The following is a 24,398-nucleotide window of genomic DNA, read 5'->3' as shown; positions in this document are numbered from 1 at the left end:
CGATTGGGCGCGAGGTTCAGCGCGCGGCGGCCGCAAACGCGAGATAGCGTTGGTGCAGTGCATCGACCTGTGCGGCGAGCGTGTCGGGTGTCGTCGCGTCGTTGACGATCACGTCGTCGGCCGCCGCGAGGCGCGCTTCGCGCGTTGCCTGTTTCGCGATGATCGCTTCGACCTGCTCGCGCGTGAAGCCGTTGCGCCGCATCACGCGTGCGATCTGCGTTTCGACCGGGCAATCGACGACGAGCACGCGGTCGCTGCGCGCCTTCCAGTTGCCGGACTCGACGAGCAGCGGCACGACGAACATCACGTACGGGCCTTGCGCTTCGCGTGCTTCGCGATCGGTCTCGGCGCGGATCAGCGGATGCGTGATCGCTTCGAGGCGCCGGAGCGCGGCGTCGTCGCTGAAGATCAGTGCGCGCATCTTCGCACGGTCGAGCGAGCCGTCGGCGGCAACGAAGCCGCGGCCGAATGCCTGTTGGATCGCGGGCATCGCGAGACCGCCCGGTGCGGTGATGCGATGGGCGATCAGATCGGTATCGACCAGTGACGCGCCGCGGGCGCCGAACAGGTCGGCGACGGTCGTCTTGCCGCTGCCGATGCCGCCGGTGAGTCCAATTGCGAACATGTCAGCCTCCGAGCGCCGAATAGAACGGGGTGCCGAAAAACAGCGTCGCGGCGCCGCCTGCCGCGAGGAACGGGCCGAACGGAATCGGCTCCTCGAAGCGCATGCGGCCGCGCCAGGTCGCGATGAGCCCGACGATCGCGCCCGTCACCGCGGCGAACAGCACGACCTGCGGCAAGGCGGCCCAGCCCATCCACGCGCCGAGCGCGGCGAGCAGCTTCAGGTCGCCGAAACCGATGCCCTCGATGCCGCGCAGCCATTTGAACAGCCAGTAGATCGCCCACAGGAACAGGTAGCCGGCCATGGCCCCGATCACCGCCGAGCGCAGCGACGTGAACGTGCCGCCGAGGTTCAGCGCGAGCCCGGCCCAGAGGAGCGGCAGCGTCATCGAGTCGGGCAGGTAGCCCGTCCGGATATCGATCGCGCTCATCGCGAGCAGCGCGGCGCACAGCGCGAACGCGGCAAGCGCGGCGACGGTCGGGCCGAATACCGCGAGCGAGCCGGCCGCGAGCACCGCGCACGCGAGCTCGACGAGTGGATATACGATGCCGATCCCGTGGCCGCAGCGCCGGCAGCGCCCGCGCAGCATCAGAAAGCTGACGAGCGGGATGTTTTCCCATGCGCGCAGCACGTGGCCGCAATGCGGGCAGGCGCTGCGCGGACGCCACAAATCGTAGCGCGGCGGGTAGCCGTCGTCGGGCGCAGCGCTCGCGTTGCCGGTCGTTTCATCGATTTCGGCCCGCCACGCACGCTGCATCATCACGGGTAGCCGGTGAACGACCACGTTCAGGAAGCTGCCGACGCAAAGGCCGACGACGACCGCGAACGCATACTGCAGCGCGGGCGGCAGCATCGCCAGCGCGAGCAGCGTGCTCTCGGGCGAATCGGTAACGGAGTACAGGGGCGCTGGCGTCATGAGGCTCAAGGTTCGGACTAAAAGGCGACAGAATCGGTTGCGATGCTACACCACGTTGCCGAGCTGAAGGATGGGCAGGTACATCGCGATCACGAGGCCGCCGACGAGTGCGCCCAGTACGATCACGATCAGCGGTTCGCCGAGCGCGGCGAGTGCATCGAGACGCGCGTCGAGCTGGCGTTCGCACAGCGCCGCGATGTCGGCGAGCATCGTGTCGAGCGCACCGGTTTCCTCAGCGACGGCGATCGGCTGCACGACGTCGTCCGGAAAGCAGCCGGCCGACTGCATGGCGTCCGCGAGGCGTGCGCCGTGCAGCACGCGGGCTGCGATGTGCGCAGTGGCGTGCTCGAACACCGGATGGCCGGCGGTGCGCTCGAGGGTGGTGAAGGCGTCGGCGAGCGGCACGCCGGCGCCGAGCAGCGTCGCCAGCGAGCGGCACCAGCGTGCGGCCGCGTACCGGCTCAGCGCGCTACCCGCGAGCGGCGCATGCAGCAGCCGCCGCGCGACAGCGTGGCGCAGCGGTGCCGAGCGCCGCAGTGCGTGATGCGCGGCCAGCCCGGCTGCCGCGCCAATGGCAAGGAGCCCACCGCCCCACGCCGATAGCGCGGAGGACAGCGCGAGCAGCACGCGGGTTGGCGCCGGCAGTGCGGCGCCGAACCCGTCGAAAATCTGGCGGAACGTCGGTACCACCCACACCATCAGCGCGGCCGAGATCGCGAGCCCGAACAGGATGACGGCCGCCGGGTACGCGAGCGCGGCCCGCAGCTTGCGCCACTGCGCGTCGGTGCGCTCGCGGTGTTCCGCGACCCGCGTCAGCACGATGCCGAGCGAGCCGGACGCTTCGCCGACCTCGATCAGCTGGCGATACAGCGTGCCGAACTGGGAGGGATAGCGTGCGAGTGCATCGGCGAAGCGCCGGCCGCCGACGATCTCGCGGGCGAGCCCGGCTGCGATGCGCGGCAGGCCGTCGTGTGGCCGCGTACGCGCGAGCATCTCGAGCGACGGCGCGAGCGGCAACCCAGCCTGCAGCAGGCTCGCGAGCTGGCGCGTGAAGCGCGTGACGTCCCGCGCGCTGGCCGTGGGCGGCCGGGCCGCCCCGCGGACATCGAGCGACAGTACGGCGATGCCGTCGCGTGCGAGCGCGGCACGTGCGCTCGCGGCGTCGAATGCGATGACGATCCCGCGGCGCGACGTGCCGTCGCGACGGCGGCCGCGCCACGCGAAGCGGGTTTCGCGCGGCGGCGTGTGCATGCTCATGCGGCAGGCGTCGCGGCGAGGGCTTCCGCGATGCTCGTCGTGCCGTCACGGACGCGCGCGAACGCCGCGTCGCGCAGACTGCGCACGCCTTCGGCCGCCACGCATTGTGCGAGTTCGCCGACACTTGCCCGTGCGACGATGCGTTCCGCCAGCCGGGACGACACCGGCATCGTCTGATGCAGGCCGACACGGCCGCGATAGCCGATGCCGTGACAGGCCGGACAGCCTCGCGCGACGAACGGCCGCCATCCGGTTGCGAGGGCGGCCGGGTCGCAGCCGGCTTCGCGCAGGACGGGCACCGGTGCGTCCGAGTGCACGCGGCAGGCGGTGCACAGCCGCCGGACGAGGCGCTGCGCGGTGACGAGGTGCAGCGCGGCCGCGAGGTTGTACGGTGCGACGCCGATGTCGAGCAGCCGCGCGACGGCGGCCGGTGCGTCGTTCGTATGCAGCGTCGACAGCACGAGATGGCCGGTCTGCGCGGCCTTGATCGCGACGTCGGCCGTCTCCGCATCGCGAATCTCGCCGACCATGATGATGTCCGGATCCTGCCGCAAGAGCGCGCGCAGTGCCGTCGCGAACGTGAGCCCGGCCTTTTCGGCGACACCGACCTGGCTGATGCCGTCGAGCTGGATCTCGGCGGGATCCTCGACCGTGCAGACGTTGTGCGCGTCGCGATCGAGCATCTGCAGCGCGCAGTAGAGCGACAGCGTCTTGCCGCTGCCGGTCGGACCCGTGACGAGTACGAGGCCATGCGGGGCGCGTATCGCGGCCTCCATCGCGGCTGCCTGCTGTGCGTCGAAGCCGAGGCGGGCGAGCGTGAGGTCGGTCGGCATGGTTTCGAGCCGCCGCAGCACCAGCTTTTCACCGAACAACGTGGGTAGCGAGCTGACCCGGTAGTCGCCGCGCGTACCGCCGTCGATCACGATGCGCAGCCTGCCGTCCTGCGGGAGCCGCCGCTCGGCGATGTCCATGCGCGCGAGCACCTTGATCCGTGTGACGAGCGCGTCGCGCAGATGAAGGGGCGGCCGTGCGTGTTCGTGCAGCACGCCGTCGATGCGCAGGCGAATGCGCCAGCCGGCTTCGAATGGTTCGACGTGGATGTCGGATGCGTCGCGCACGCGAGCCGCGTGAAGCATGTCCGTCAGCAGCCGAACGGCCGGCGCATCGTCGAGCTGGGCCGCGTCGAGCGCGCGCGGTGCGGCAGCGGGCGACGCATCGGAATGGGCGGGCGGCTGCGTGCGCAGCGGCGCCCCGGAAGGAGGGAAATGCATGTGAGCCGGCACGCTGGCCGCCTGTTGATCGTGACCCGCAGATGGTCGCGCGTCGCGGGCGGCGCCGGCAGTCAGCCGTTCGGCTAGCGCGACGTGACGCGTGCGGTGCGCGAGCTGCGCGGCTTGAAGAGCTTGACGGTGCGCACGGCCTGATCGTCGCTGCGCATCACCTCGAGCATGACGTCGCCGATTTTCAGGCACACGTCGTCTTCCGGAATTTCCTCGAGGATTTCGAGCACCAGGCCGTTCAGCGTCTTCGGCCCGTCGGTCGGCAGCTTCAGGTGCAGCCAGCGATTCAGTTCGCGCAGCGGCATGCTCGCCGAGACGATGCATTCGCCGTTCTCGTCCCAGCCGCCCTTGCGCTCGCTGCGCGGCAGCGACGTCGTGAATTCGCCGATCAGTTCCTCGATGATGTCTTCGGGCGTCACGAGCCCTTCGAGCTCGCCGTATTCGTTGACGACGAGCGCGGTCCGCTGCCGGGTTTCCTGGAAAAACTGGAGCTGCTGGACCACCGGCGTGCCGGACGGCACGTAGTACGGCTCGGCGAGCAGCGCGCGCAGCGTCTCGCGGTCGAATTCCTGGTTGTGCAGGGCGGTCAGCGTCTTGCGGACGTGCAACACGCCGAGCACCTTGTCGATGTCGCCTTCGTAGACGACGAGCCGGTTGTGATAGCAGGTTTCGAGCTGATGCAGGACGTCGTCGAGCGGCGCGTAGAAATTGAGCGACTCGATCTGGCGGCGCGGCACCATCACGTCGTCGACCGTGATGTTCTCGAGGTCGAACAGGTTGAGCAGGATGCTGCGGTGCTTGGTCGGCATGAAACTGCTCGACTCGAGCACGATGGCCCGCAGCTCGTCGGCCGACATTCGCTGGTCGCGACCCTTCTTCGTGTTGATGCGCAGCACCCACAGCACGCCGTTCGCGAGGGCGTTGACGAACCAGACGACGGGCTTGAACACGCGCATCAGCGGCGCGATCACGAGGCTCGCGGGCAGCGCGATGCGTTCGGGGAACGTCGCACCGACGATCTTCGGCGCGATTTCGGCGAACACGATGATCAGGAACGCGACGATGCCGGTCGCGATCGATAGCGCGAGGTTGTTGCGGCCGAACGTATGCAGCGCGAGCGACGTCGTCAGGACCGGGATGATCGTGTTGAACAGGTTGTTGCCGATCAGGATCACGCTGAGCAGCAGGTCAGTGCGCGTGAGCAGCCCTTGCGTGGTTTTCGCGCCGAGTGCGCCCTGGCTGGCGAGATGCTTCAGCCGATGGCGGTTGAGCGCCATCATCGCGGTCTCGGAAATCGAAAAGAAGCTGGAACAGAGGAGAAGCAGGAAGACGGCGCCGATTTGCGCCCATAAGGGAATTTGGTCCACGCGTTGGAAGGGCAGTGAAGGACTGGGATGGGAGAAATATAGCAGAGGCCGGCGACCGCGATGTGTCGTGCGCGACACGAGGAGCCTGCGGCGGCCGGGTAAAAAAAAACCGTGCACGAAGTGCACGGTTTTTTAAAAATCTGGTCGGGGTGAGAGGATTCGAACCTCCGGCCTCTACGTCCCGAACGTAGCGCTCTACCAGGCTAAGCTACACCCCGATTTTTTGCTCTTCGGACTTCGCTGCTTTCGTTAAGAATCGCTGCGTCGTCACAAGCAAGAACGTAACTATAACGATGTTTTTTCTAAAAGGGAATACTTTGATGAAGAAAATTTTCGGGACAAGGCATCGCGTCGCGTTCGCGGCGTGTTTACGACTGCCGCGACGTCGAGTATGAGCACAACCCGAGCAGGCTTTCCTTATAGATCGAGTCCGGGAACGCAGCAATCGCCGCGGCTGCCGCCTGCGCTTCCTGGCGTGCGCATTCGAGCGTGTGATCCAGTGCGCCCGAGCGCGTGATCGCTTCGAAGATCGTGTCGAAGCGATCGGTGCCGCCCTGTTCGATCGCTTCGCGTGCCAGCGCCGACTGTTCGGGCGTGCCGCGTTCGATCAGATAGATGAGCGGCAGCGTCGGCTTGCCTTCGCGAAGATCGTCGCCGGCATTCTTGCCCATTGCCTCGGCGGTGCCCGCGTAGTCGAGCCAGTCGTCCATGATCTGGAAGGCGGTGCCGATCCGGCGGCCGTATTCGGCGGCGGCCGCCTCGGTCGGCGCATCGGCGCCCGCGAGTACCGCGCCCAGACGTGCCGAGGCCTCGAACAGCTTGGCCGTCTTGTAACGGATCACCTGCATGTAGCGCGTTTCGTCGACGTCTGCATCGTGCATGTTGAGGAGCTGCAGCACCTCGCCTTCGGAAATGATCGTCGTCGCTTCCGACAGGATCTCCATCACGCGCATCTTGCCGACGCCGACCATCATCTCGAACGAGCGCGAATAGAGGTAGTCGCCTACCAGCACGCTCGCCGCGTTGCCGAACAGCGCATTGGCGGTCTGGCGGCCGCGGCGCAACTCGGATTCGTCGACGACGTCGTCATGCAGCAGCGTGGCCGTGTGGATGAACTCGACGACGGCGGCCAGCACGTGCCGCTGGTGCGACGTCTCGCCGAGCGCGCCGGCGACGAGCAGCAGCAATGCCGGACGCAGCCGCTTGCCGCCCGCGCCGATGATGTACTCGGCGATCTGGTTGATCAGCAGCACATCGGACGCGAGGCTTTGCCGGATAACGCGATTCACCTGCTCCATGTCGGTGGTGATCGGAGCGAGCAGATGGGCGGCGCTGAGGGTGGGGGAGGCGGTGGACGACGACATGATGATGGAATTGGGTGATGCCGCGGATTATAAGTCGAATCCGCGATATGCCGGTCTGTCAGACGTACCAGCGGCGCGATTTTGGCCGTCCGGTAGAGGTCCGCGCGCGGCAATCGTCGATCGGCTTTGACTTGGGTGCTAACCCCATGTATAATCACGTGTTTTCCGCGCGTGGTGTGCGGAAAAATTGGATCCAGAGTGAGGTTCTCAATGTACGCGGTCATAAAAACCGGCGGCAAGCAGTACAAGGTTGCCGTTGGCGAAAAACTCAAAGTAGAACAGATACCGGCTGACATTGACGCTGAAATCACGCTCGACCAGGTTCTCGCAGTGGGCGAAGGCGAATCGATTAAGTTCGGTACGCCGCTGGTCAGTGGGGCTTCCGTCAAGGCCACCGTTGTGTCGCACGGTCGTCATGCCAAGGTCACCATCTTCAAGATGCGTCGCCGGAAGCACTACCAAAAGCACGGCGGCCACCGCCAGAACTACACTGAGCTGCGCATCGACGCGATCAACGCGTAAGCGCCTCGGTAAAGGAGCAATCAGATGGCACACAAAAAGGCAGGCGGCTCTTCCCGGAACGGCCGCGACTCCGAGTCGAAACGTCTCGGCGTGAAAGTGTACGGCGGCCAGGCAATCAATGCCGGCGGCATCATCGTGCGTCAGCGCGGTACGCGCATGCACGCAGGCGAGAACGTCGGCATGGGCAAGGATCACACCCTGTTCGCGCTGGTCGACGGTCACGTCAAGTTCGCGACGAAGGGCGCGGACAAGAAGCATCTGGTCATCGTTGTCCCGGCGGCTGCCTAAGTTCAGGCACCCACGGGCTTCGTAGCCGAAAGGCCCCGCAGTCTTCGCGGGGCCTTTTTTTATTTGGTCGCCGGGCGCGTGTGTGTCCGGGCGGCCATCGCGCAACCGGCGTACGATCGGCCGAACGGCAGATTGTTCAAGCGCGCCGGCGCGCGGCACAATAGCGGAAATACTGGGCGGAGTGACGAATGAAGTTCATTGACGAAGCACGAATCGAAGTCATCGCCGGAGACGGAGGCGATGGCAGTGCGTCGATGCGCCGCGAGAAATTCGTCCCGTTCGGCGGGCCGGACGGCGGCGACGGCGGCCGGGGCGGTAGCGTATACGCGATCGCCGACCGCAACATCAACACGCTGATCGACTACCGTTACGCGAAGAAGCACCTGGCGCGCAACGGCGAAAACGGGCGCGGATCGGATTGCTACGGCAAGGGCGGCGACGATGTCACGCTGCGCATGCCGGTCGGCACGATGATCAGCGACATGGATACCGGCGAGCTGATCGCCGACCTGACCGAACACGACCAGCAGGTGATGCTTGCGCAGGGCGGTGCCGGCGGGCTCGGCAACCTGCATTTCAAGTCGAGCACGAACCGCGCGCCGCGCCAGAAGACGGACGGCAAGCCCGGCGAGCGTCGCATGCTGAAGCTCGAGCTGAAGGTGCTCGCCGATGTCGGCCTGCTCGGCATGCCGAACGCAGGCAAGTCGACGTTCATCTCGTCGGTGTCGAACGCGCGGCCGAAGATTGCCGACTACCCGTTCACGACGCTTGCGCCGAATCTCGGCGTGGTGCGCGTCGGTCCGAGCAAGAGCTTCGTGATCGCCGACATCCCGGGGCTGATCGAGGGCGCCGCCGAAGGCGCGGGCCTCGGCCATCAGTTCCTGCGCCACCTGCAGCGCACCGGCGTGCTGCTGCATCTGGTCGATCTCGCGCCGTTCGACGAAAGCGTCGATCCGGTGGCGGAAGCGACGGCGATCGTCGGCGAGTTGCGCAAGTACGACGAGGCGCTCTACGAGAAGCCGCGCTGGCTCGTGCTCAACAAGCTCGACATGGTGCCGGAAGACGAGCGCAAGGCACGGGTCGCGGATTTCCTCGAGCGCTTCGAGTGGGACGGCCCCGTGTTCGAGATCTCGGCACTGACGGGCCAGGGGTGTGAAGCGCTGTGCTACGCGATCTACGACTACCTCTCCGAACATTCGGACGCGCATCGCGCCGCGGAGGCGGAAGATCTCGCGGCAGACGTGCGTTTCCGCGATGCGCCGCCTGCCAAGGGCGGTGCAGCGCCGGGCGACGACGCCTGAGCGATTCCGGAACGCGCCGGGCGTGCCGCCCGGCGCCGGCGTTCAATCGCGCCCGGTCGGAAAGGCAGCAGATACAGGAGACAGTGCAGGATGCGTTCGATCATCGCGGATTCGAAGCGATTGGTGGTGAAGGTGGGCTCCAGCCTCGTGACCAACGACGGCAAGGGGCTCGATCATGCGGCAATCGGCCGTTGGGCGGCTCAGATCGCCGCACTGCGCGCGCAGGGCAAGGAAGTCGTGCTCGTCAGTTCCGGCGCGATTGCGGAAGGGATGCAGCGGCTCGGCTGGAGCAAGCGACCGCGAGAAATCGACGAGTTGCAGGCTGCCGCCGCAGTCGGCCAGATGGGGCTCGCGCAGGTCTATGAAAGCCGCTTCACCGAGCACGACATCCGCACCGCGCAGATCCTGCTGACGCATGCCGACCTGGCGGACCGCGAGCGTTACCTGAATGCGCGTTCGACGATGCTGACGCTGTTGCGGCTTGGCGTCGTGCCGATCATCAACGAGAACGACACGGTCGTCACCGACGAAATCAAGTTCGGCGACAACGACACGCTCGGCGCGCTCGTTGCAAACCTGATCGAAGGCGATGCGCTGATCATCCTGACCGACCAGTCGGGGCTGTTCACGGCCGATCCGCGCAAGGATCCGAATGCGACACTCGTTGCGGAAGCCAGTGCGGGCGCGCCGGAGCTCGAGGCGATGGCCGGCGGCGCGGGCTCCAGCCTCGGCCGCGGCGGGATGCTGACGAAGATCCTCGCGGCGAAGCGCGCCGCGCACAGCGGCGCGAACACCGTGATCGCGAGCGGCCGGGAGGCCGACGTGCTCGTGCGTCTGGCGGCCGGTGAGGCGATCGGCACGCAACTGATCGCACGTACCGCGCGGATGGCGGCACGCAAGCAGTGGATGGCCGACCATCTTCAGGTGCGCGGCCATGTCGTGATCGACGCAGGCGCGGTCGAGAAGCTGACGGCCGGCGGCAAGAGCCTGCTGCCGATCGGCGTGATCGACGTGCAGGGCGCGTTCGCGCGCGGCGAAGTCATCGCGTGTGTCGGCCCCGACGGGCGCGAAGTGGCGCGTGGGCTCACGAACTACAGCAGTGCAGAGACTAAACTGATTCACCGCAAGCCGAGCGGCGAGATCGAATCCGTGCTCGGCTACATGCTGGAGCCCGAATTGATCCACCGCGACAACCTGGTGCTGGTGTGACCATTCGTGCCGGTTCCTGCCGTCAAACGAAAAAGCCCGCGTGAAGCGGGCTTTTTCATGCGACGAACGAAGGCGCGGTGGGCGCCGCGCGCCGTCAGCGCAACTGGCTCATCGCGGTGCGGTGAAACCGGATGTTCTCCAGGATCTGCTGGGTCGAGCCCTGCGGCATCTTGTTCGCGCAGAAGTAGTCCTGATAGAGCGCCGAATGGTAGGCATTCAGTTCGCCGTTCTCGATGCGCCGCCAGTCGTTCTCGACCGTGCGGTCCCAGCCGTCGTGTTCCGAATTCAGGCCGGCATACTGGCGCCATTCGTAGGTGTCGCAGCGGATGCCTTCGTAGTTCACGTTGCGCGCGCCGGCCGGGCTCGTGATGACGACTGCGTAGCGCACGACGCCATCGGTGCCGACCGCCAGCGACTTCGCATCGACGAAGAACTTGAGCGGCGTGTTTTGCGATACGTTGAACGGCAGCAGGTCGCCCGTCTGCGGCAGCGGCGGCAGCGAGTCGACCGTGTTTTCCTTCCACGTGCCCTGGCGGTCCAGCAGATACACGAACTCGCTGTCATCCTTGTTGGTGGGCGTCTTCGAATTCGCGCAACCTGCCAGCGTGGCTACCGCGGCAATCGATGCGAGCGCGAGAGCAATCGCTTTCAATATGCATTCCTCGTAAAAAAAGGGCGCGACACCAAGGTCGCGCCCGGTCATGCAGTTCGATTCGTCATTTGCCGACGATCACGTGGGGCGGCATCTCGTCGAGCGTGCCCGCTTCCACTTCGATCTCCGAACAGACTACCGATGTGTCGACAATCGTCAGCGTCTGCTGGGCCTGTACGCCAATGACGCGCGGATAGCGCGACAGACGCGGCCCACGCGGCGGCTTCTCGGCTCGCTGCGCCGGGCGGCGCAGGAAGCGCGACAGTTCCGTCAGCGCCAACTGATAGACATCCCGCTTGAACTCGATCACCGCATCGAGCGGCACCCAGTACTCGTTCCAGCGCCACGCATCGAACTCCGGGTGGTCGGTCGCGCGCAAGCAAATGTCGCAATCGCGTCCAACCATCCGCAGCAGGAACCAGATCTGCTTCTGGCCGCGGTAATGACCGCGTACTTCGCGTTTAATGAACTTGTCAGGCACCTCATAACGCAACCAGTCGCGTGTGCGGCCGATTATCTTGACGTGTTCCGGGTGCAGGCCCGTTTCCTCGTGCAGTTCCCGGTACATCGCCTGCATGGGGGTCTCGCCGTACTTGATCCCACCTTGAGGAAACTGCCAGGAATGCTCGCGGAGCCGCTTGCCCCAAAACACCTCGTTGCGCGCGTTCAAGAGGATGATGCCGACGTTCGGGCGAAAGCCTTCACGATCCAGCATACAACCACCTTCGAATCCTTTAAAATTGCTTTGATTATAAACAGATAACGGGCGCTGCGCACCGTGACGGAGCGAATCCGCGCGGGGGGCACCGGCTGAATTGTCCCTGATTAGTCTGCTACGTCATCTGCGCCATCGTCGTTCGTCGCGCGCAGCTTTTTACCTTGAAACTTTTTCGGGCGCCCCGCCTGGGGGCGCCGTTTTTGGAACCGTCCGCATGAAAGCTTCCCGTTTCTTTATCGGCACCCTGAAAGAAGCACCCGCCGACGCAGAGATCGTCAGCCACAAGCTGATGGTGCGCGCCGGCATGATCCGTCGCGTCGCCGGCGGCATCTATAACTACCTGCCGGTCGGCCTGCGTTCGATTCGCAAGGTCGAGGCGATCGTGCGCGAGGAAATGAACCGGGCGGGCGCCATCGAGTTGCTGATGCCGGCCGTGCAACCCGCCGAACTGTGGCAGGAATCGGGCCGCTGGGAGCAGTACGGCCCCGAGCTGCTGCGCTTCAAGGACCGCAAGGACAACGACTTCGTGATCGGGCCGACGCACGAGGAAGTCATCACCGACATCGCGCGCAACCAGATCAAGAGCTACCGGCAGATGCCGGTGAACTTCTACCAGATCCAGACGAAGTTCCGCGACGAGATCCGTCCGCGCTTCGGCGTGATGCGCGGCCGCGAATTCATCATGAAGGACGCGTACTCGTTCGACAAGGATGCGGCCGGCCTGAACGAGTCGTATCGCAAGATGTACGACGCGTACGTGCGCATCTTCACGCGCCTCGGCCTCGAGTTCCGTGCGGTCGCGGCCGACAGCGGCTCGATCGGCGGCAACTTCTCGCACGAATTCCACGTGATCGCCGACACCGGTGAAGACGCGATCGCGTACTGCCCGACGTCCGAATTCGCGGCGAACATCGAGGCGGCCGAAGCGCTGCCGCTGACGCCCGAGCGCGCGGCGCCGGCCGAAGCGATGGAGAAGGTCGCGACGCCCGGCAAGGCGAAGTGCGAAGCCGTCGCCGAGCTGCTGGCCATCCCGCTCGAGCGCACGATCAAGTCGATCGTGCTCGCGACCGACAACGAAGGCGCCGAGCCGACCATCTGGCTCGTGATGCTGCGCGGCGATCACGACCTGAACGAGATCAAGGTGTCGAAGCTGCCGGGCCTGAAGAACCACCGCTTCGCGACCGAGCAGGAAATCGTCGAGTGGTTCGGCACGCCGCCGGGCTATCTCGGCCCGGTCGGCACGAAGAAGCCCGTGAAGGTGATCGCGGACCGCACGGTCGCGAACATGAGCGACTTCGTCGTCGGCGCGAACGAGGTCGACTACCACATCGCTGGCGTGAACTGGGGCCGCGACCTGCCCGAGCCGGACGTCGCCGACGTGCGCAACGTGAAGAAGGGCGACCCGTCGCCGGACGGCAAGGGTGTGATCGACATCTGCCGCGGCATCGAAGTCGGCCACGTGTTCCAGCTCGGCACCAAGTATTCGGAAGCGATGGGTGCGACGTTCCTCGACGAGTCGGGCAAGCCGCAGCCGATGCTGATGGGCTGCTACGGCGTCGGCGTCACCCGCATTCTCGGCGCGGCGATCGAGCAGAACTTCGACGACCGCGGCATCATCTGGCCCGAGTCGATTGCGCCGTTCGAAGTCGTGCTGTGCCCGATGGGCTATGACCGCAGCGACATGGTGCGCGAGACCGCCGACAAGCTGTACGCGGAACTCGTCGCCGCCGGCATCGACGTGATCCTCGACGATCGCGGCGAGCGCCCGGGCGTGATGTTCGCCGACTGGGAATTGATCGGCGTGCCGCATCGCCTGGTGATCGGCGAGCGCGGCCTGAAGGAAGGCAAGATCGAGTATCAGGGCCGCCGCGACGCCGAAGCGACGCTGCTGCCGGCCGACGCGGCTGCGGCGACGGTCGCGGAGAAGATCCGCGCCGCGCTCGCACGCTAAGCGCACCGACCGGGGAACGCGGTGGAATACACCTTCCTGTCGGCCACCGTGCTCCTGGTGCTGATCACCGATCCGCTCGGCAATATCCCGCTGTTCATTTCGGCGATGCGGGATGTGCCGCGCGAGCGGCGCGTGAAGCTGATCCTGCGTGAAGTGGGGATCGCGTTCGTGATCCTGCTGTTCTTCATGCTGGTCGGCGACCGTTTCCTGCGGATGATGAGCCTCACCGACCTGTCGCTGCGGCTCGGCGGCGGGATCGTGCTGTTCCTGATCGCGCTGCGGATGATCTTTCCGCATCCGGACGGCGCGCTCGGCAACGACCCGCGTGCGGGCGGCGAGCCGTTCATCGTGCCGCTCGCGATTCCGGCGCTCGCCGGGCCGTCCGCGCTCGCGACGGTGATGCTGCTGACGTCGCAGGGGCCCGGCAAGATGCTCGAGTGGGTCGGCGCGCTGACGGTCACGATGATCGTCTGCGCGGTGACGCTGGTGCTGGCCGAGCGGATCCAGCAATGGATCGGCGAGCGGACCGTCGCGGCGTTCGAGCGGCTGATGGGCCTCGTGCTCGTCGCGATTTCGGTCGAGATGATGCTGGGCGGCGTCCGCGCGTTCGTGCACCAGCTGTAGGGCGGGGCGGCGCACACCCAACACGCCCAAAAAAAGCGGCGCTCCGGGAAACCGGAGCGCCGCTTTCTATTTATATAGTGCGGAGCGGGGCGCTCAGACGTTCGTGGTCAGCGCACGGATCGTCGGCAGGTTGCGCCAGTAGCCCTTCGCATCCATCCCGCAGCCGAACACGTAGCGGTCCGGTACCGCGAAGCCGCAGAAGTCGGGGTGCAGCGGCTTGGCCTTCGCGAGCGTCTTCTCGCACAGCACGGCCGACATGAAGCGCTTGGCGCCCATGTCGAGAATGCGGTCGCGGATCGCGGCCATCGTCTCGCCTTCGTCGAGGATGTCGTCGAGCACGAGCACGATCCGGTCCTTCACCGATTCGCGCGGCGCGACGCGCCAGTGCATCTCAGGGCTGCCCTGCGTCGTGTTGCGGTAGCGGGTCAGGTGGATGTAGTCGAATTCCAGCGGGAAATCGAGATGCGGCAGCAGCATCCCGGTAAACACCGCGGCGCCGCCCATCACCGAGAGAACGAGCGGGAACGCGTCGCCGATCTCGGCGCGGATCGCGTCGGCCATCTTGGAGATCGACGCGTTGACGGCGTCCGCCGAGACGATCTCTTCGGAGTGGTTGAAAATGTGGAGGGCTTCTTCGCGGTTCATGTGTTCTGGCGGGCAGTCGGTATACAAATAAGAATGAAGCAGAACGGCCGCCGCGCGCTACAGCAAAAACCCGCGCGCCGGCCGATGGGCGGAATCAGCGCATGCCGGGCATCATGCCCTTCAGGCCGCGCATCATCTTCTGCATGTTGCCGCCCTTCAGCTTCTTCATCATCGTACGCATCTGGTCGTACTGGTTCAGCATCCGGTTGACTTCCTGCACCGGCACGCCCGCGCCGGCTGCAATGCGGCGCTTGCGCGTCGCCTTGATGATCTCGGGTTTCGCGCGCTCGGCCGGCGTCATCGAGCTGATGATGCCTTCCATCCGGCGGATCGACTTCTCGGCCTGGCCCATGTCGGCGCCGGCCGCCGCCTGCTGGAACTGCGCAGGGAGCTTATCCATCAGCGACGACAGGCCGCCCATGTTCTTCATCTGCGAGATCTGCGCGCGGAAATCGTTCAGGTCGAAGTCGCCGCCTTTCTTGACCTTGTCGGCGAGCTTCTGCGCGGCCTGCACGTCGACGCCGCGCTGCGCCTCCTCGACGAGCGCGAGGATGTCGCCCATGCCGAGGATCCGGTTCGCCATCCGGTCGGGGTGGAACACCTCGAGGCCGTCGAGCTTCTCGGCGACACCGACGAACTTGATCGGCTTGCCCGTGACGTGACGCACCGACAGCGCGGCGCCGCCGCGCGAGTCGCCGTCGAGCTTGGTCAGCACGACGCCGGTGAGCGGCAGCGTGTCGTTGAACGCCTTCGCGGTGTTGACCGCGTCCTGGCCGAGCATCGCGTCGACGACGAACAGCGTTTCGGCCGGCTTCAGCGTGCCGTGCAGTGCGGCGATTTCCTGCATCATCGCCTCGTCGATGCCGAGGCGGCCGGCCGTATCGACGATCAGCACGTCGTGGTAGTGGCGCTTCGCCCAGTCGACGGCCGCAATCGCGATGTCGACGGGTTTCTGGTCCGGCGTGGACGGGAAGAAGTCGGCGCCAACCTGTTCGCTCACCGTTTTCAGCTGCATGATCGCGGCCGGGCGATACACGTCGCACGACACGGTCAGCACCTTCTTCTTGTACTTCTCGCGCAGCAGCTTCGCGAGCTTGCCGGCGGTCGTGGTCTTGCCCGCGCCCTGCAGGCCGGCCATCAGGATCACGGCGGGCGGCGTGACCGCGAGGTTCAGCTCGGCGGCCTTGCCTTCGTAGTCGCCGCCGATCACGGCGGTCAGTTCCTTCTGGACCACGCCGACCAGCGCCTGACCCGGCGACAGGCTGCTGATCACTTCTTCGCCGAGCGCCTTTTCCTTGACCTTGGCGATGAATTCGCGGACGACCGGCAGCGAAACGTCGGCCTCCAGCAGGGCGAGACGCACCTCGCGGAGCATCTCCTGGGTGTTCGCCTCGGTAAGCCGGGCCTCGCCGCGCAGCGTCTTGACGACGCGCGCCATCCGTTGAGTGAGATTGTCGAGCATGGGGAGCGATGGACAGTGGGGCCCGAAGGCGCGGCGGAACCGAACAAAGGGAGCCGTCGCGGGAAGGGGGCCTAGTGTAAACTTCGAACATGGATATTGTACTGTATGCCCTCACCGCATTCCTGTACGGCGGCCTCGCCGTCGCAGGCTGGCGCACGCACCGCCAGGGCGCGACGCCGCTCGTCGCGAGCGTGCCGGCCGTGCCGGTCCCCGCGTCCGCCGCGTCCGGGATGAGCGGGGCCGGCCGCGCGCTGCTGTTCGCCGCGCTGGTCGCGCACGGCGTGCTGCTCCACATGACGATCTTTCCGAACGACGCGATGGTGTTCGGCTTCGCGTTCGCGCTGTCCGCGATGTTCTGGCTCGGCGCCGGCATCTACTGGATCGAGAGCTTCTTCTTCCCGCTCGACAGCCTGCGCCTGCTGGTATTGCCGCTCGCGTGCGGCGCGTCGCTGCTGCCGCTCGTGTTCGGCGGCGTGCGGGTGCTTCCTTATGCCGCAGCACCGCTGTTCAAGCTGCACTTCCTGATCGCGAACATCGCCTACGGCCTGTTCGCGATCGCGGCGCTGCACGCGGTCCTGATGCTGATGGTCGAGCGGCGCCTGCAGTCGCTGCGGAGCGGCGGGCGCGACGGTTCGACGGGCTGGATCGCGAGCTGGCTCGAGACGCTGCCGCCGCTGCTCACGCTCGAGAAGCTGCTGTTCCGCCTGATCGGTGCCGGCTTCGTGCTGCTCACGCTGACGCTCGCGTCGGGCATCCTGTTCAGCGAGCAGGTCGACGCGCGCGCGCTGCGCCTCGACCACAAGACGGTATTCGCGATCCTGTCGTGGCTGATGTTCGGCGGCCTGCTGGTCGCCCGCAAGACGTCGGGCTGGCGTGGCCGCGGTGCCGCGCGCTGGGTGCTCGTGTCGTTCGCCGCGCTGCTGCTCGCGTATGTCGGCAGCCGGTTCGTTTTCGAGGTGCTGCTGCACCGTTCCGTGGTTTGAACGCAGGTTTCCGATGCGACAGATTCTTCTCCTGATTCTTCTCTTCTTCGCGGGTTCGTGGATCGCGCGCAAGCTGCGCCAGGCCCAGGAGCACGCGCAGGCGCGCACCGGCCGCGGCGCCGGTTACGACGGCACGCCCGGCGCCGGCGCCGGCGGTGCGGGTGCGGGGCGCCCGAACGTCGACGCGCGGGCGCTGCCCGAGCCGATGGTGCGCTGTGCCGAATGCGGCGTGCATGCGCCGAAGGGCGACGCCGTCGCCGCGGGCGGTGAATACTTCTGCAGTACCGAGCACGCGCAGCGCCACGCCGCGCGGTCGAGCGGTCGCGACGCACGATGAGCGACGTGCGGGTGCTGTCGGTCGACGCGCACGGCTGGGTGCGCGAAGCGCGCCATGCGCCGTCGCCGAACTTCGAGGTGCGGCCCGCGGGCGTGGTGCCGACGCTCGTGGTCGTCCACAACATCAGCCTGCCGCCCGGCGAATTCGGCGGTGACGCGATCGAGGCGCTGTTCCTGAATCGTCTCGACTGCGATGCGCACCCCTATTACCAGCGCCACCTGCGCGGCGTGCGCGTGTCCGCGCACTTCCTGATCCGCCGCAACGGCGAACTCGTGCAGTTCGTGTCGTGCGACGAGCGTGCGTGGCATGCGGGCTCGTCCGAGTTCTTCGGCCGGGCGCGCTGCAACGACTTTTCGATCGGCATCGAGCTCGAGGGCGCGGACGACGTGCCGTTCGACGACGCGCAGTACGCGATGCTCGCCGCGCTCTCCCGCGCGCTCGCCGCACGCTACCCGGTCGACGCATTCGCAGGGCACTCGGACGTCGCGCCGGGCCGCAAGACCGACCCGGGCCCGCATTTCGATTGGCAACGCTTCGCGAGCGATGCCGGTTTTTCCGCCGAATACTTTCCTTTCCGTCAGCACTGATCGCAGGGTTTTTGAGGGCGCGAAATTTTTTTTCCCGACCAATGCCTTGTCGCGTCTGAGCCTGCGCGGGGTGGGGGTGATGTCAATACCTCCATCGCAAATTATCCATTTTGATGTGCTCCGAATGTCCACTATACTTGGTGCCAGTTGAGCAGTTCTGCACTAGATATAGTGTGTGCCGCAGGGGAAACCCGAGCGGCACCGGCCGGCGGGCAACGCCGGCGGACAGGGTTCTCAGGGCGGCGCGTCAGGCCGGGCGGTCCGGGCGTCGCGATCAGCGCAGCGAACATCGACGGGGCAGGGTACACATGACGAAGCACACGACCGGACCGGTTGTCGCGCATCGACCGAACCGGCTTCCCCGGCGCATCGCTCGCCTCTTACCGCTCGCGCACCGCGTTGCGCAGCGTTCGTTTTAATCCGCGGTTCTCTCCGCACCATCCAACACCAGGAGCTTTGCACATGCAAACCACCGACAACGCGACGTCCCAGTACGAGAGCGCCTCGAGCCGTCCGCTCGGCGGGACCGAACAGGGCGCGAAGGCGCTCGCGCCGCAGGCCACGTTCGCCGACTACAAGGTGATCCGCCGCAACGGCAGCGTCGTCTCGTTCGAACCTTCGAAGATCGCGATTGCGGTGACCAAGGCTTTCCTGGCCGTCAATGGCGGGCAGGGCGCGGCATCGGCGCGCGTGCGCGAGCAGGTCGAGCAACTGACGCACAACGTCGTGCGCGCGCTCGTGCGCAGCCGCCCGAACGGCGGTACGTTCCATATCGAAGACATCCAGGACCAGGTCGAACTCGCGCTGATGCGCGGCGGCGAGCACAACGTCGCGCGTGCGTACGTGCTGTATCGCGAGAAGCGTCACCTCGAGCGCCAGCACGCGGGCGAGGACGCAGCGGCAGCCGGCGGCGAGGCGAGCACCGGCATCAACGTCGTCGACAACGGCGTCACGCGCCCGCTCGACCTGAATGCGCTGCGCGCGCTGATCGTGTCGGCATGCGACGGCCTCGGCGCTGCGGTTAACCCTGACCCGATCGTCGCCGAAACGGTGAAGAACCTGTACGACGGCGTGCCGATGAGCCAGGTCTACGACTCGGCGATCCTGGCTGCGCGCACGATGATCGAGAAGGATCCGGCATACAGCCAGGTCACGTCGCGCATCCTGCTGCACACGATCCGTCGCGAGATCCTCGGTGAGGAAGTGGTCCAGGCCGAGATGTCGACCCGTTACGCGGAATACTTCCCGCAGTTCCTGAAGCGCGGCGTCGACGCCGGCCTGCTCGACGACAAGCTGCTGCAGTTCGACCTGAAGCGCCTCGGCGAAGCGCTCGACGCGAACCGCGACCTGCAGTTCGGCTACCTCGGCCTGCAGACGCTGTACGACCGCTACTTCCTGCACGTCGAAGGCACCCGCATCGAAATGCCGCAGGCCTTCTTCATGCGCGTCGCGATGGGCCTGTCGCTGAACGAGATCGACCGCGAAACGCGCGCGATCGAGTTCTACAACGTGCTGTCCAGCTTCGACTTCATGAGCTCGACGCCGACGCTGTTCAACTCGGGCACGCACCGCTCGCAGCTGTCGTCGTGCTACCTGACGACCGTCGCGGACGATCTCGACGGCATCTATGAAGCGCTGAAGGAAAACGCGCTGCTGTCGAAGTTCGCCGGCGGCCTGGGCAACGACTGGACGCGCGTGCGTGCACTCGGCTCGCATATCAAGGGCACGAACGGCAAGTCGCAAGGCGTGGTTCCGTTCCTGAAGGTCGTGAACGACACGGCCGTCGCGGTCAACCAGGGCGGCAAGCGCAAGGGCGCGGTCTGCGCGTACCTCGAATCGTGGCACCTCGACATCGAGGAGTTCCTGGAGCTGCGCAAGAACACGGGCGACGATCGCCGCCGGACGCACGACATGAACACGGCGAACTGGATTCCCGACCTGTTCATGAAGCGCGTGATGGAAGGTGCGGACTGGACGCTGTTCTCGCCGTCGACCTGCCCGGACCTGCACGACAAGTTCGGCGCGGAATTCGAGAAGGCTTACACGGCTTACGAAGACAAGGTCGCGCGCGGCGAGATCAAGCTGTTCAAGAAGATCCCGGCGCAGCAACTCTGGCGCAAGATGCTCGGCATGCTGTTCGAGACGGGCCACCCGTGGATCACGTTCAAGGATCCGTGCAACGTGCGCTCGCCGCAGCAGCACGTCGGCGTCGTCCACTCGTCGAACCTGTGCACGGAAATCACGCTGAACACGAGCGACACCGAAATCGCGGTGTGCAACCTCGGCTCGGTGAACCTCGTCGCCCACCTGGTGAAGCAGGCCGACGGCAGCTACGCGCTCGACCACGACAAGCTGAAGCGCACGATCAGCGTCGCGATGCGCATGCTCGACAACGTGATCGACATCAACTACTACGCGGTGCCGAAGGCACGTAACTCGAACCTGAAGCACCGTCCGGTCGGCATGGGCATCATGGGCTTCCAGGACTGCCTGCATCTGCTGCGCACGCCGTACGCGTCGGAAGCGGCGGTCGAGTTCGCCGATCGTTCGATGGAAGCGGTCTGCTACTACGCGTACTACGCGTCGACCGAGCTGGCCGAAGAGCGCGGCCGCTACTCGAGCTACCGCGGCTCGCTGTGGGATCGCGGCATCCTCCCGCAGGACACGCTGAAGCTGCTGACGGAAGCACGCGGAGGCTACGTCGAAGTCGACACCTCCGAATCGCTCGACTGGACGTCGCTGCGTTCGCGGATCGCTGCGCACGGCATGCGCAACTCGAACTGCGTCGCGATCGCGCCGACGGCGACGATCTCGAACATCATCGGCGTGTCGGCCTGTATCGAGCCGACCTTCCAGAACCTGTACGTGAAGTCGAACCTGTCGGGCGAATTCACGGTGGTGAACGAGTACCTGGTGCGCGACCTGAAGGAACGCGGCCTGTGGGACGAAGTGATGGTCGCCGACCTGAAGTACTTCGACGGCATGCTGTCGCGCATCGACCGCATCCCGGCCGACCTGCGCGCGATCTACGCGACCGCGTTCGAAGTCGACCCGACGTGGCTGGTCGAAGCGGCATCGCGTCGCCAGAAGTGGATCGACCAGGCGCAGTCGCTGAACATCTACATGGGCGGCGCGTCGGGCAAGAAGCTCGACGAGGTCTACAAGCTCGCATGGCTGCGTGGCCTGAAGACGACCTACTACCTCCGCACGATGGCGGCGACGCACGTCGAGAAGTCGACGGTCGCACACGGCGCGCTGAACGCCGTGCCGACGGGCGGCGGCTCGAGCAGCGGCGGCGCGCAAGGCGCGGCCGGCGGCTTCGGTGCGGCAGGCGGCGATGCGTCGTCGGGCGCGGTCAACGCGGCACCGGCACTCGCACCGGTCGAGGCAGATGGTCCGGTGTGCACGATGCGTCCGGGCGATCCTGGCTTCGACGAATGCGAAGCGTGCCAGTAACGCAGTGCGCCTGACCTGGGAAGCAGGTCAGTGCGGCGCACACGACGACCGATCGAGGTTGAAGTGTGCGCCGCTCTCAACTAAAAAAATGATAAGGAATCTGTAACGCGGCACCTGCGTTGCAGGCAGTGACAAGCGATCGAAACATCCCCGACGACGTCGCGTTTCGATCAGCGTTCGATGCGTCGAGCGCACCTCGCGATACACGCGCGACGCACATCGCGCGCTGCATGAACGACGATGCGTTGCTCAAAGTGTTGTATCGAGGTCGCAACGCGAATCGAAAAAAGGATTTTTCGTGAGCGAACCCTTTTATCGCTCAGGAAAAGATGGTACAAACCGTTCTAAATTGATGGTGAGAATTTATGCTCAACTGGGATGAAGAGAAGACTGCCGTAACTCCCGCGAGCGGAGCGCAGCAAAACGCGATGCGCACCTCCGCAGGAACGGCTGTCGGACTGCAGGCTGCAACGCCTGCCGCCCATCAGGTCCGCGACATTTTCGAAGGCGATCTTGCGGTGCCCCCGCAAGCATCGGCTGTTCCCGCCGGCGGTTCGGAAGCGCGGGTCAATGTCGCCGACAAGCGCATCATCAACGGCCAGACTGACGTCAATCAGCTGGTGCCGTTCAAGTACAAGTGGGCGTGGGAAAAGTATCTGGCCGGTTGCGCGAACCACTGGATGCCGCAGGAAATCAACATGTCCCGCGACATCGCTCTGTGGAAGGACCCGAACGGTCTGACCGAGGACGAGCGCCGCATCGTGAAGCGCAACCTCGGCTTCTTCGTGACGGCCGATTCGCTCGCGGCGAACAACATCGTGCTCGGCACGTACCGCCACATCACGGCGCCCGAGTGCCGGCAGTTCCTGCTGCGCCAGGCGTTCGAAGAGGCGATCCACACGCACGCGTACCAATACATTGTCGAATCGCTCGGTCTCGACGAAGGCGAGATCTTCAACGCGTACCACGAGGTCACGTCGATCCGCGCGAAGGACGAATTCCTGATCCCGTTCATCCACACGCTGACGGATCCGGCCTTCAAGACCGGCACGCTCGAAGCGGATCAGAAGCTGCTGAAGTCGCTGATCGTGTTCGCCTGCATCATGGAAGGCCTGTTCTTCTATGTCGGGTTTACGCAGATCCTCGCCCTCGGCCGCCAGAACAAGATGACGGGTGCTGCAGAGCAATATCAGTACATCCTGCGCGACGAGTCGATGCACTGCAATTTCGGCATCGACCTGATCAACCAGATCAAGCTCGAGAATCCGCATCTCTGGACCGCCGAATTCCGCGCCGAGATCCGCGAGCTGTTCAAGCAGGCTGTCGAACTCGAATACCGCTACGCCGAGGACACGATGCCGCGCGGCGTGCTGGGTTTGAACGCGTCGATGTTCAAGAGCTATCTGCGCTTCATCAGCAACCGTCGTTGCCAGCAGATCGGCCTTGACCCGCTCTATCCGAACGAGGAAAACCCGTTCCCGTGGATGAGCGAGATGATCGACCTGAAGAAGGAACGCAACTTCTTCGAGACGCGTGTGATCGAGTATCAGACGGGCGGCGCGCTGTCCTGGGAATAACCCGCAGCAGCGAACCCGTCACATGATGGAACAGCCGGCGGCCTCTCGGCCCCGGCTCAAGGTTTAGGAGCAAGAACGCCTGATGCAAAGCATGCCCGGTGCCTTAACGGCACGACGACACGACAGGCACTTTGCGAACCCTTCAGTGGGATGGGCAAACTTCCCTCCGGAAAAAGCGGGCGGCCGTGTGGCGGTCCGCTTGATCAAGCGATTAGGGGTAGCGGCGCGAGGTGCGCCGGCTACCGACTTGATTTGGCGCGCGAGGCCGAGTGGCCACGCGCGCCATACCGTATTCATTAGCGTAAGCGCGTGGTATCCGCGTACGCCGATGAATAGCCCGCTTCGAAGCGCACGTCCTGAACAGCGTCCGCGGGAAGCGGGTTTTGACGAAGGGTGTAGTTTGAACTGACTCTCATCTGAACCTGAAGGAGAACAACATGGCACTTGCCAAGAAGAAACCGGCTGCAAAGAAGGCCGCAGTGAAGAAGGTCGCTGCGAAGAAGGCTGCTGCTCCGGCGAAGAAGGCCGCTGCAGTGAAGAAGGTTGCTGCGAAGAAGGTCGCGGTGAAGAAGGTTGCCGCGAAGAAGGCAGCACCGGCGAAGAAGGCAGCAGTGAAGAAGGTTGCTGCGAAGAAGGTCGCAACGAAGAAGGTTGCAGCCAAGAAGGTCGCAGTGAAGAAGGTTGCCGCGAAGAAGGCAGCACCGGCGAAGAAGGCCGCAGCGAAGAAGGTTGCCGCCAAGAAAGTCGCAGTGAAGAAGGTTGCTGCGAAGAAGGCCGCACCGGCTAAGAAGGCTGCTGCGAAGAAGGCCGCGCCGGCGAAGAAGGCTGCTGCGAAGAAGGCTGCGCCTGCGAAGAAGGCTGCCGCGAAGAAGGCTGCGCCTGCTGCGAAGAAGGCTGCCCCTGCGAAGAAGGCCGCTGCTCCGGCGAAGAAGGCTGCCGCTGCTGCTCCGGCTGCCGCTCCGGCTCCGGCGAAGAAGGCCGCGGCTCCGAAGAAGGCTGCTGCTCCGAAGAAGGCCGTCGTGAAGAAGGCTGCGCCGGCAACGACCGCGTCGACCGCATCGGTTGCGCCGGCATCGGGCGTGAAGACCGCGCTCAACCCGGCAGCGGCATGGCCGTTCCCGACCGGCAGCCGTCCGTAATCGAGGCTGACCTGCACCACCCGGACACTCACGTGGTGTCCGTGGGTTGAGTAGCGCTACTCAATCAGTCCCGCCATCTGGCTCAGGTGGCGGGATTTTTTTCGTCCGTCGTTGCCGATGTGCCCGCATCCCGGACACCCA

Annotated in this window: 23 protein-coding genes and 1 tRNA gene; 13 read left to right on the top strand and 11 right to left on the bottom strand. The window is 65.5% G+C overall.

Translation table 11 applies throughout. The annotated features are described in order from the left end of the window. Positions 1-16 precede the first annotated feature (16 nt). The 7 genes from coaE to CFB34_RS21555 all read right to left on the bottom strand — a co-directional run bounded on the left by coaE (position 17) and on the right by CFB34_RS21555 (position 6,806). Complete coding sequence (coaE, locus tag CFB34_RS21585; protein ID WP_089439172.1) at positions 17-625, bottom strand: dephospho-CoA kinase; 609 nt, start codon at positions 623-625, stop codon at positions 17-19. Position 626: 1 nt separating this feature from the next. After that, positions 627-1,538, bottom strand: a complete 912-nt coding sequence (locus CFB34_RS21580; protein ID WP_089439173.1) for an A24 family peptidase — start codon at positions 1,536-1,538, stop codon at positions 627-629. A gap of 45 nt (positions 1,539-1,583) precedes the next feature. Then, the gene (locus CFB34_RS21575; protein WP_089439174.1) at positions 1,584-2,795 is read right to left on the bottom strand and encodes a type II secretion system F family protein; all 1,212 of its coding nucleotides are present in this window, start codon (positions 2,793-2,795) and stop codon (positions 1,584-1,586) included. Continuing rightward, positions 2,792-4,066, bottom strand: a complete 1,275-nt coding sequence (locus CFB34_RS21570) for an ATPase, T2SS/T4P/T4SS family (RefSeq protein ID WP_089439175.1) — start codon at positions 4,064-4,066, stop codon at positions 2,792-2,794. Before CFB34_RS21570 ends, CFB34_RS21575 begins: the two co-directional genes overlap by 4 nt. Before the next feature lie 83 nt (positions 4,067-4,149). After that, positions 4,150-5,442 carry an HlyC/CorC family transporter gene (locus tag CFB34_RS21565; protein WP_179243610.1) on the bottom strand — a complete coding sequence of 431 codons (1,293 nt, stop codon included), beginning with the start codon at positions 5,440-5,442 and terminating at the stop codon, positions 4,150-4,152. A gap of 141 nt (positions 5,443-5,583) precedes the next feature. After that, positions 5,584-5,660, bottom strand: a tRNA-Pro gene (locus CFB34_RS21560). A 150-nt stretch (positions 5,661-5,810) separates the two neighbouring features. Further along, the gene (locus tag CFB34_RS21555) at positions 5,811-6,806 is read right to left on the bottom strand and encodes a polyprenyl synthetase family protein (protein WP_089424435.1); all 996 of its coding nucleotides are present in this window, start codon (positions 6,804-6,806) and stop codon (positions 5,811-5,813) included. 210 nt (positions 6,807-7,016) lie between these two features. Here CFB34_RS21555 and rplU point away from each other — a divergent pair, with 210 nt between their 5' ends. The 4 genes from rplU to proB all read left to right on the top strand — a co-directional run bounded on the left by rplU (position 7,017) and on the right by proB (position 10,126). Further along, positions 7,017-7,328: a 50S ribosomal protein L21 gene (rplU, locus tag CFB34_RS21550; RefSeq protein ID WP_006025184.1), complete on the top strand. Its 312-nt coding sequence runs from the start codon at positions 7,017-7,019 to the stop codon at positions 7,326-7,328. Between the two features lie 24 nt (positions 7,329-7,352). Beyond that, positions 7,353-7,616, top strand: coding sequence for a 50S ribosomal protein L27 (gene rpmA, locus CFB34_RS21545; protein ID WP_006476999.1), 264 nt, complete (start codon positions 7,353-7,355; stop codon positions 7,614-7,616). 188 nt (positions 7,617-7,804) lie between these two features. Then, complete coding sequence (gene obgE, locus CFB34_RS21540) at positions 7,805-8,917, top strand: GTPase ObgE (protein WP_089439176.1); 1,113 nt, start codon at positions 7,805-7,807, stop codon at positions 8,915-8,917. Between the two features lie 90 nt (positions 8,918-9,007). Then, positions 9,008-10,126 carry a glutamate 5-kinase gene (proB, locus tag CFB34_RS21535; protein ID WP_089439177.1) on the top strand — a complete coding sequence of 373 codons (1,119 nt, stop codon included), beginning with the start codon at positions 9,008-9,010 and terminating at the stop codon, positions 10,124-10,126. Positions 10,127-10,220: 94 nt separating this feature from the next. Here the strand turns inward: proB and CFB34_RS21530 are convergent, their stop codons facing one another. Both CFB34_RS21530 and CFB34_RS21525 read right to left on the bottom strand, forming a co-directional pair. After that, positions 10,221-10,829, bottom strand: a complete 609-nt coding sequence (locus CFB34_RS21530) for a CNP1-like family protein (RefSeq protein WP_089424437.1) — start codon at positions 10,827-10,829, stop codon at positions 10,221-10,223. 13 nt (positions 10,830-10,842) lie between these two features. Next, a complete protein-coding gene (locus CFB34_RS21525; protein WP_089439178.1) occupies positions 10,843-11,493 on the bottom strand; it encodes an RNA pyrophosphohydrolase in 651 nt (216 codons plus the stop codon). Between the two features lie 217 nt (positions 11,494-11,710). Here CFB34_RS21525 and CFB34_RS21520 point away from each other — a divergent pair, with 217 nt between their 5' ends. Together CFB34_RS21520 and CFB34_RS21515 are read left to right on the top strand one after the other, a co-directional pair. After that, complete coding sequence (locus CFB34_RS21520) at positions 11,711-13,447, top strand: proline--tRNA ligase (RefSeq protein WP_089439179.1); 1,737 nt, start codon at positions 11,711-11,713, stop codon at positions 13,445-13,447. A gap of 21 nt (positions 13,448-13,468) precedes the next feature. Continuing rightward, complete coding sequence (locus tag CFB34_RS21515) at positions 13,469-14,071, top strand: MarC family protein (protein WP_011350864.1); 603 nt, start codon at positions 13,469-13,471, stop codon at positions 14,069-14,071. 93 nt (positions 14,072-14,164) lie between these two features. Here the strand turns inward: CFB34_RS21515 and CFB34_RS21510 are convergent, their stop codons facing one another. Together CFB34_RS21510 and ffh are read right to left on the bottom strand one after the other, a co-directional pair. Next, positions 14,165-14,716 carry a hypoxanthine-guanine phosphoribosyltransferase gene (locus CFB34_RS21510; RefSeq protein ID WP_089424439.1) on the bottom strand — a complete coding sequence of 184 codons (552 nt, stop codon included), beginning with the start codon at positions 14,714-14,716 and terminating at the stop codon, positions 14,165-14,167. A gap of 94 nt (positions 14,717-14,810) precedes the next feature. After that, positions 14,811-16,178 carry a signal recognition particle protein gene (gene ffh / locus CFB34_RS21505; protein WP_089424440.1) on the bottom strand — a complete coding sequence of 456 codons (1,368 nt, stop codon included), beginning with the start codon at positions 16,176-16,178 and terminating at the stop codon, positions 14,811-14,813. A gap of 89 nt (positions 16,179-16,267) precedes the next feature. Here ffh and ccsA point away from each other — a divergent pair, with 89 nt between their 5' ends. From ccsA to CFB34_RS21470, 7 genes are all read left to right on the top strand, one after another. Then, on the top strand, positions 16,268-17,161 hold the full coding sequence (gene ccsA / locus CFB34_RS21500) for a cytochrome c biogenesis protein CcsA (RefSeq protein ID WP_027783481.1): 894 nt from the start codon (positions 16,268-16,270) through the stop codon (positions 17,159-17,161). A 13-nt stretch (positions 17,162-17,174) separates the two neighbouring features. Further along, positions 17,175-17,498: a PP0621 family protein gene (locus CFB34_RS21495; protein ID WP_089439180.1), complete on the top strand. Its 324-nt coding sequence runs from the start codon at positions 17,175-17,177 to the stop codon at positions 17,496-17,498. Beyond that, positions 17,495-18,085 carry a 1,6-anhydro-N-acetylmuramyl-L-alanine amidase AmpD gene (ampD, locus tag CFB34_RS21490; RefSeq protein WP_089439181.1) on the top strand — a complete coding sequence of 197 codons (591 nt, stop codon included), beginning with the start codon at positions 17,495-17,497 and terminating at the stop codon, positions 18,083-18,085. The genes CFB34_RS21495 and ampD overlap by 4 nt, the downstream gene beginning before the upstream one ends. Positions 18,086-18,547: 462 nt before the next feature. Continuing rightward, complete coding sequence (locus tag CFB34_RS21485; RefSeq protein WP_089439183.1) at positions 18,548-21,541, top strand: ribonucleoside-diphosphate reductase subunit alpha; 2,994 nt, start codon at positions 18,548-18,550, stop codon at positions 21,539-21,541. A 365-nt stretch (positions 21,542-21,906) separates the two neighbouring features. Continuing rightward, entirely contained in the window at positions 21,907-23,118 is a 1,212-nt protein-coding gene (locus CFB34_RS21480) for a ribonucleotide-diphosphate reductase subunit beta (RefSeq protein ID WP_039353057.1), read from the top strand. An 82-nt stretch (positions 23,119-23,200) separates the two neighbouring features. Further along, positions 23,201-23,527 carry a hypothetical protein gene (locus CFB34_RS21475; protein ID WP_089439184.1) on the top strand — a complete coding sequence of 109 codons (327 nt, stop codon included), beginning with the start codon at positions 23,201-23,203 and terminating at the stop codon, positions 23,525-23,527. Positions 23,528-23,555: 28 nt separating this feature from the next. Then, on the top strand, positions 23,556-24,257 hold the full coding sequence (locus CFB34_RS21470; protein WP_089439185.1) for a histone H1-like DNA-binding protein: 702 nt from the start codon (positions 23,556-23,558) through the stop codon (positions 24,255-24,257). Positions 24,258-24,398: the final 141 nt, after the last annotated feature.

The sequence above is a fragment of the Burkholderia sp. HI4860 genome (genome assembly GCF_002223045.2).
Lineage (GTDB): Bacteria > Pseudomonadota > Gammaproteobacteria > Burkholderiales > Burkholderiaceae > Burkholderia.
The sequence above is the reverse complement of the archived record's forward strand: the minus strand, read 5'-3'. Positions and strand labels throughout refer to the sequence as shown.

Coding starts and splice junctions, on each gene's coding strand:
- coaE (WP_089439172.1), bottom strand. CDS start 625: ATGTTCGCAATTGGACTCACCGGCGGCATCGGCAGCGGCAAGACGACC.
- CFB34_RS21580 (WP_089439173.1), bottom strand. CDS start 1,538: ATGACGCCAGCGCCCCTGTACTCCGTTACCGATTCGCCCGAGAGCACG.
- CFB34_RS21575 (WP_089439174.1), bottom strand. CDS start 2,795: ATGAGCATGCACACGCCGCCGCGCGAAACCCGCTTCGCGTGGCGCGGC.
- CFB34_RS21570 (WP_089439175.1), bottom strand. CDS start 4,066: ATGCATTTCCCTCCTTCCGGGGCGCCGCTGCGCACGCAGCCGCCCGCC.
- CFB34_RS21555 (WP_089424435.1), bottom strand. CDS start 6,806: ATGTCGTCGTCCACCGCCTCCCCCACCCTCAGCGCCGCCCATCTGCTC.
- rplU (WP_006025184.1), top strand. CDS start 7,017: ATGTACGCGGTCATAAAAACCGGCGGCAAGCAGTACAAGGTTGCCGTT.
- rpmA (WP_006476999.1), top strand. CDS start 7,353: ATGGCACACAAAAAGGCAGGCGGCTCTTCCCGGAACGGCCGCGACTCC.
- obgE (WP_089439176.1), top strand. CDS start 7,805: ATGAAGTTCATTGACGAAGCACGAATCGAAGTCATCGCCGGAGACGGA.
- proB (WP_089439177.1), top strand. CDS start 9,008: ATGCGTTCGATCATCGCGGATTCGAAGCGATTGGTGGTGAAGGTGGGC.
- CFB34_RS21530 (WP_089424437.1), bottom strand. CDS start 10,829: ATGACCGGGCGCGACCTTGGTGTCGCGCCCTTTTTTTACGAGGAATGC.
- CFB34_RS21525 (WP_089439178.1), bottom strand. CDS start 11,493: ATGCTGGATCGTGAAGGCTTTCGCCCGAACGTCGGCATCATCCTCTTG.
- CFB34_RS21520 (WP_089439179.1), top strand. CDS start 11,711: ATGAAAGCTTCCCGTTTCTTTATCGGCACCCTGAAAGAAGCACCCGCC.
- CFB34_RS21510 (WP_089424439.1), bottom strand. CDS start 14,716: ATGAACCGCGAAGAAGCCCTCCACATTTTCAACCACTCCGAAGAGATC.
- ffh (WP_089424440.1), bottom strand. CDS start 16,178: ATGCTCGACAATCTCACTCAACGGATGGCGCGCGTCGTCAAGACGCTG.
- ccsA (WP_027783481.1), top strand. CDS start 16,268: ATGGATATTGTACTGTATGCCCTCACCGCATTCCTGTACGGCGGCCTC.
- CFB34_RS21495 (WP_089439180.1), top strand. CDS start 17,175: ATGCGACAGATTCTTCTCCTGATTCTTCTCTTCTTCGCGGGTTCGTGG.
- ampD (WP_089439181.1), top strand. CDS start 17,495: ATGAGCGACGTGCGGGTGCTGTCGGTCGACGCGCACGGCTGGGTGCGC.
- CFB34_RS21485 (WP_089439183.1), top strand. CDS start 18,548: ATGCAAACCACCGACAACGCGACGTCCCAGTACGAGAGCGCCTCGAGC.
- CFB34_RS21480 (WP_039353057.1), top strand. CDS start 21,907: ATGCTCAACTGGGATGAAGAGAAGACTGCCGTAACTCCCGCGAGCGGA.
- CFB34_RS21475 (WP_089439184.1), top strand. CDS start 23,201: ATGCAAAGCATGCCCGGTGCCTTAACGGCACGACGACACGACAGGCAC.
- CFB34_RS21470 (WP_089439185.1), top strand. CDS start 23,556: ATGGCACTTGCCAAGAAGAAACCGGCTGCAAAGAAGGCCGCAGTGAAG.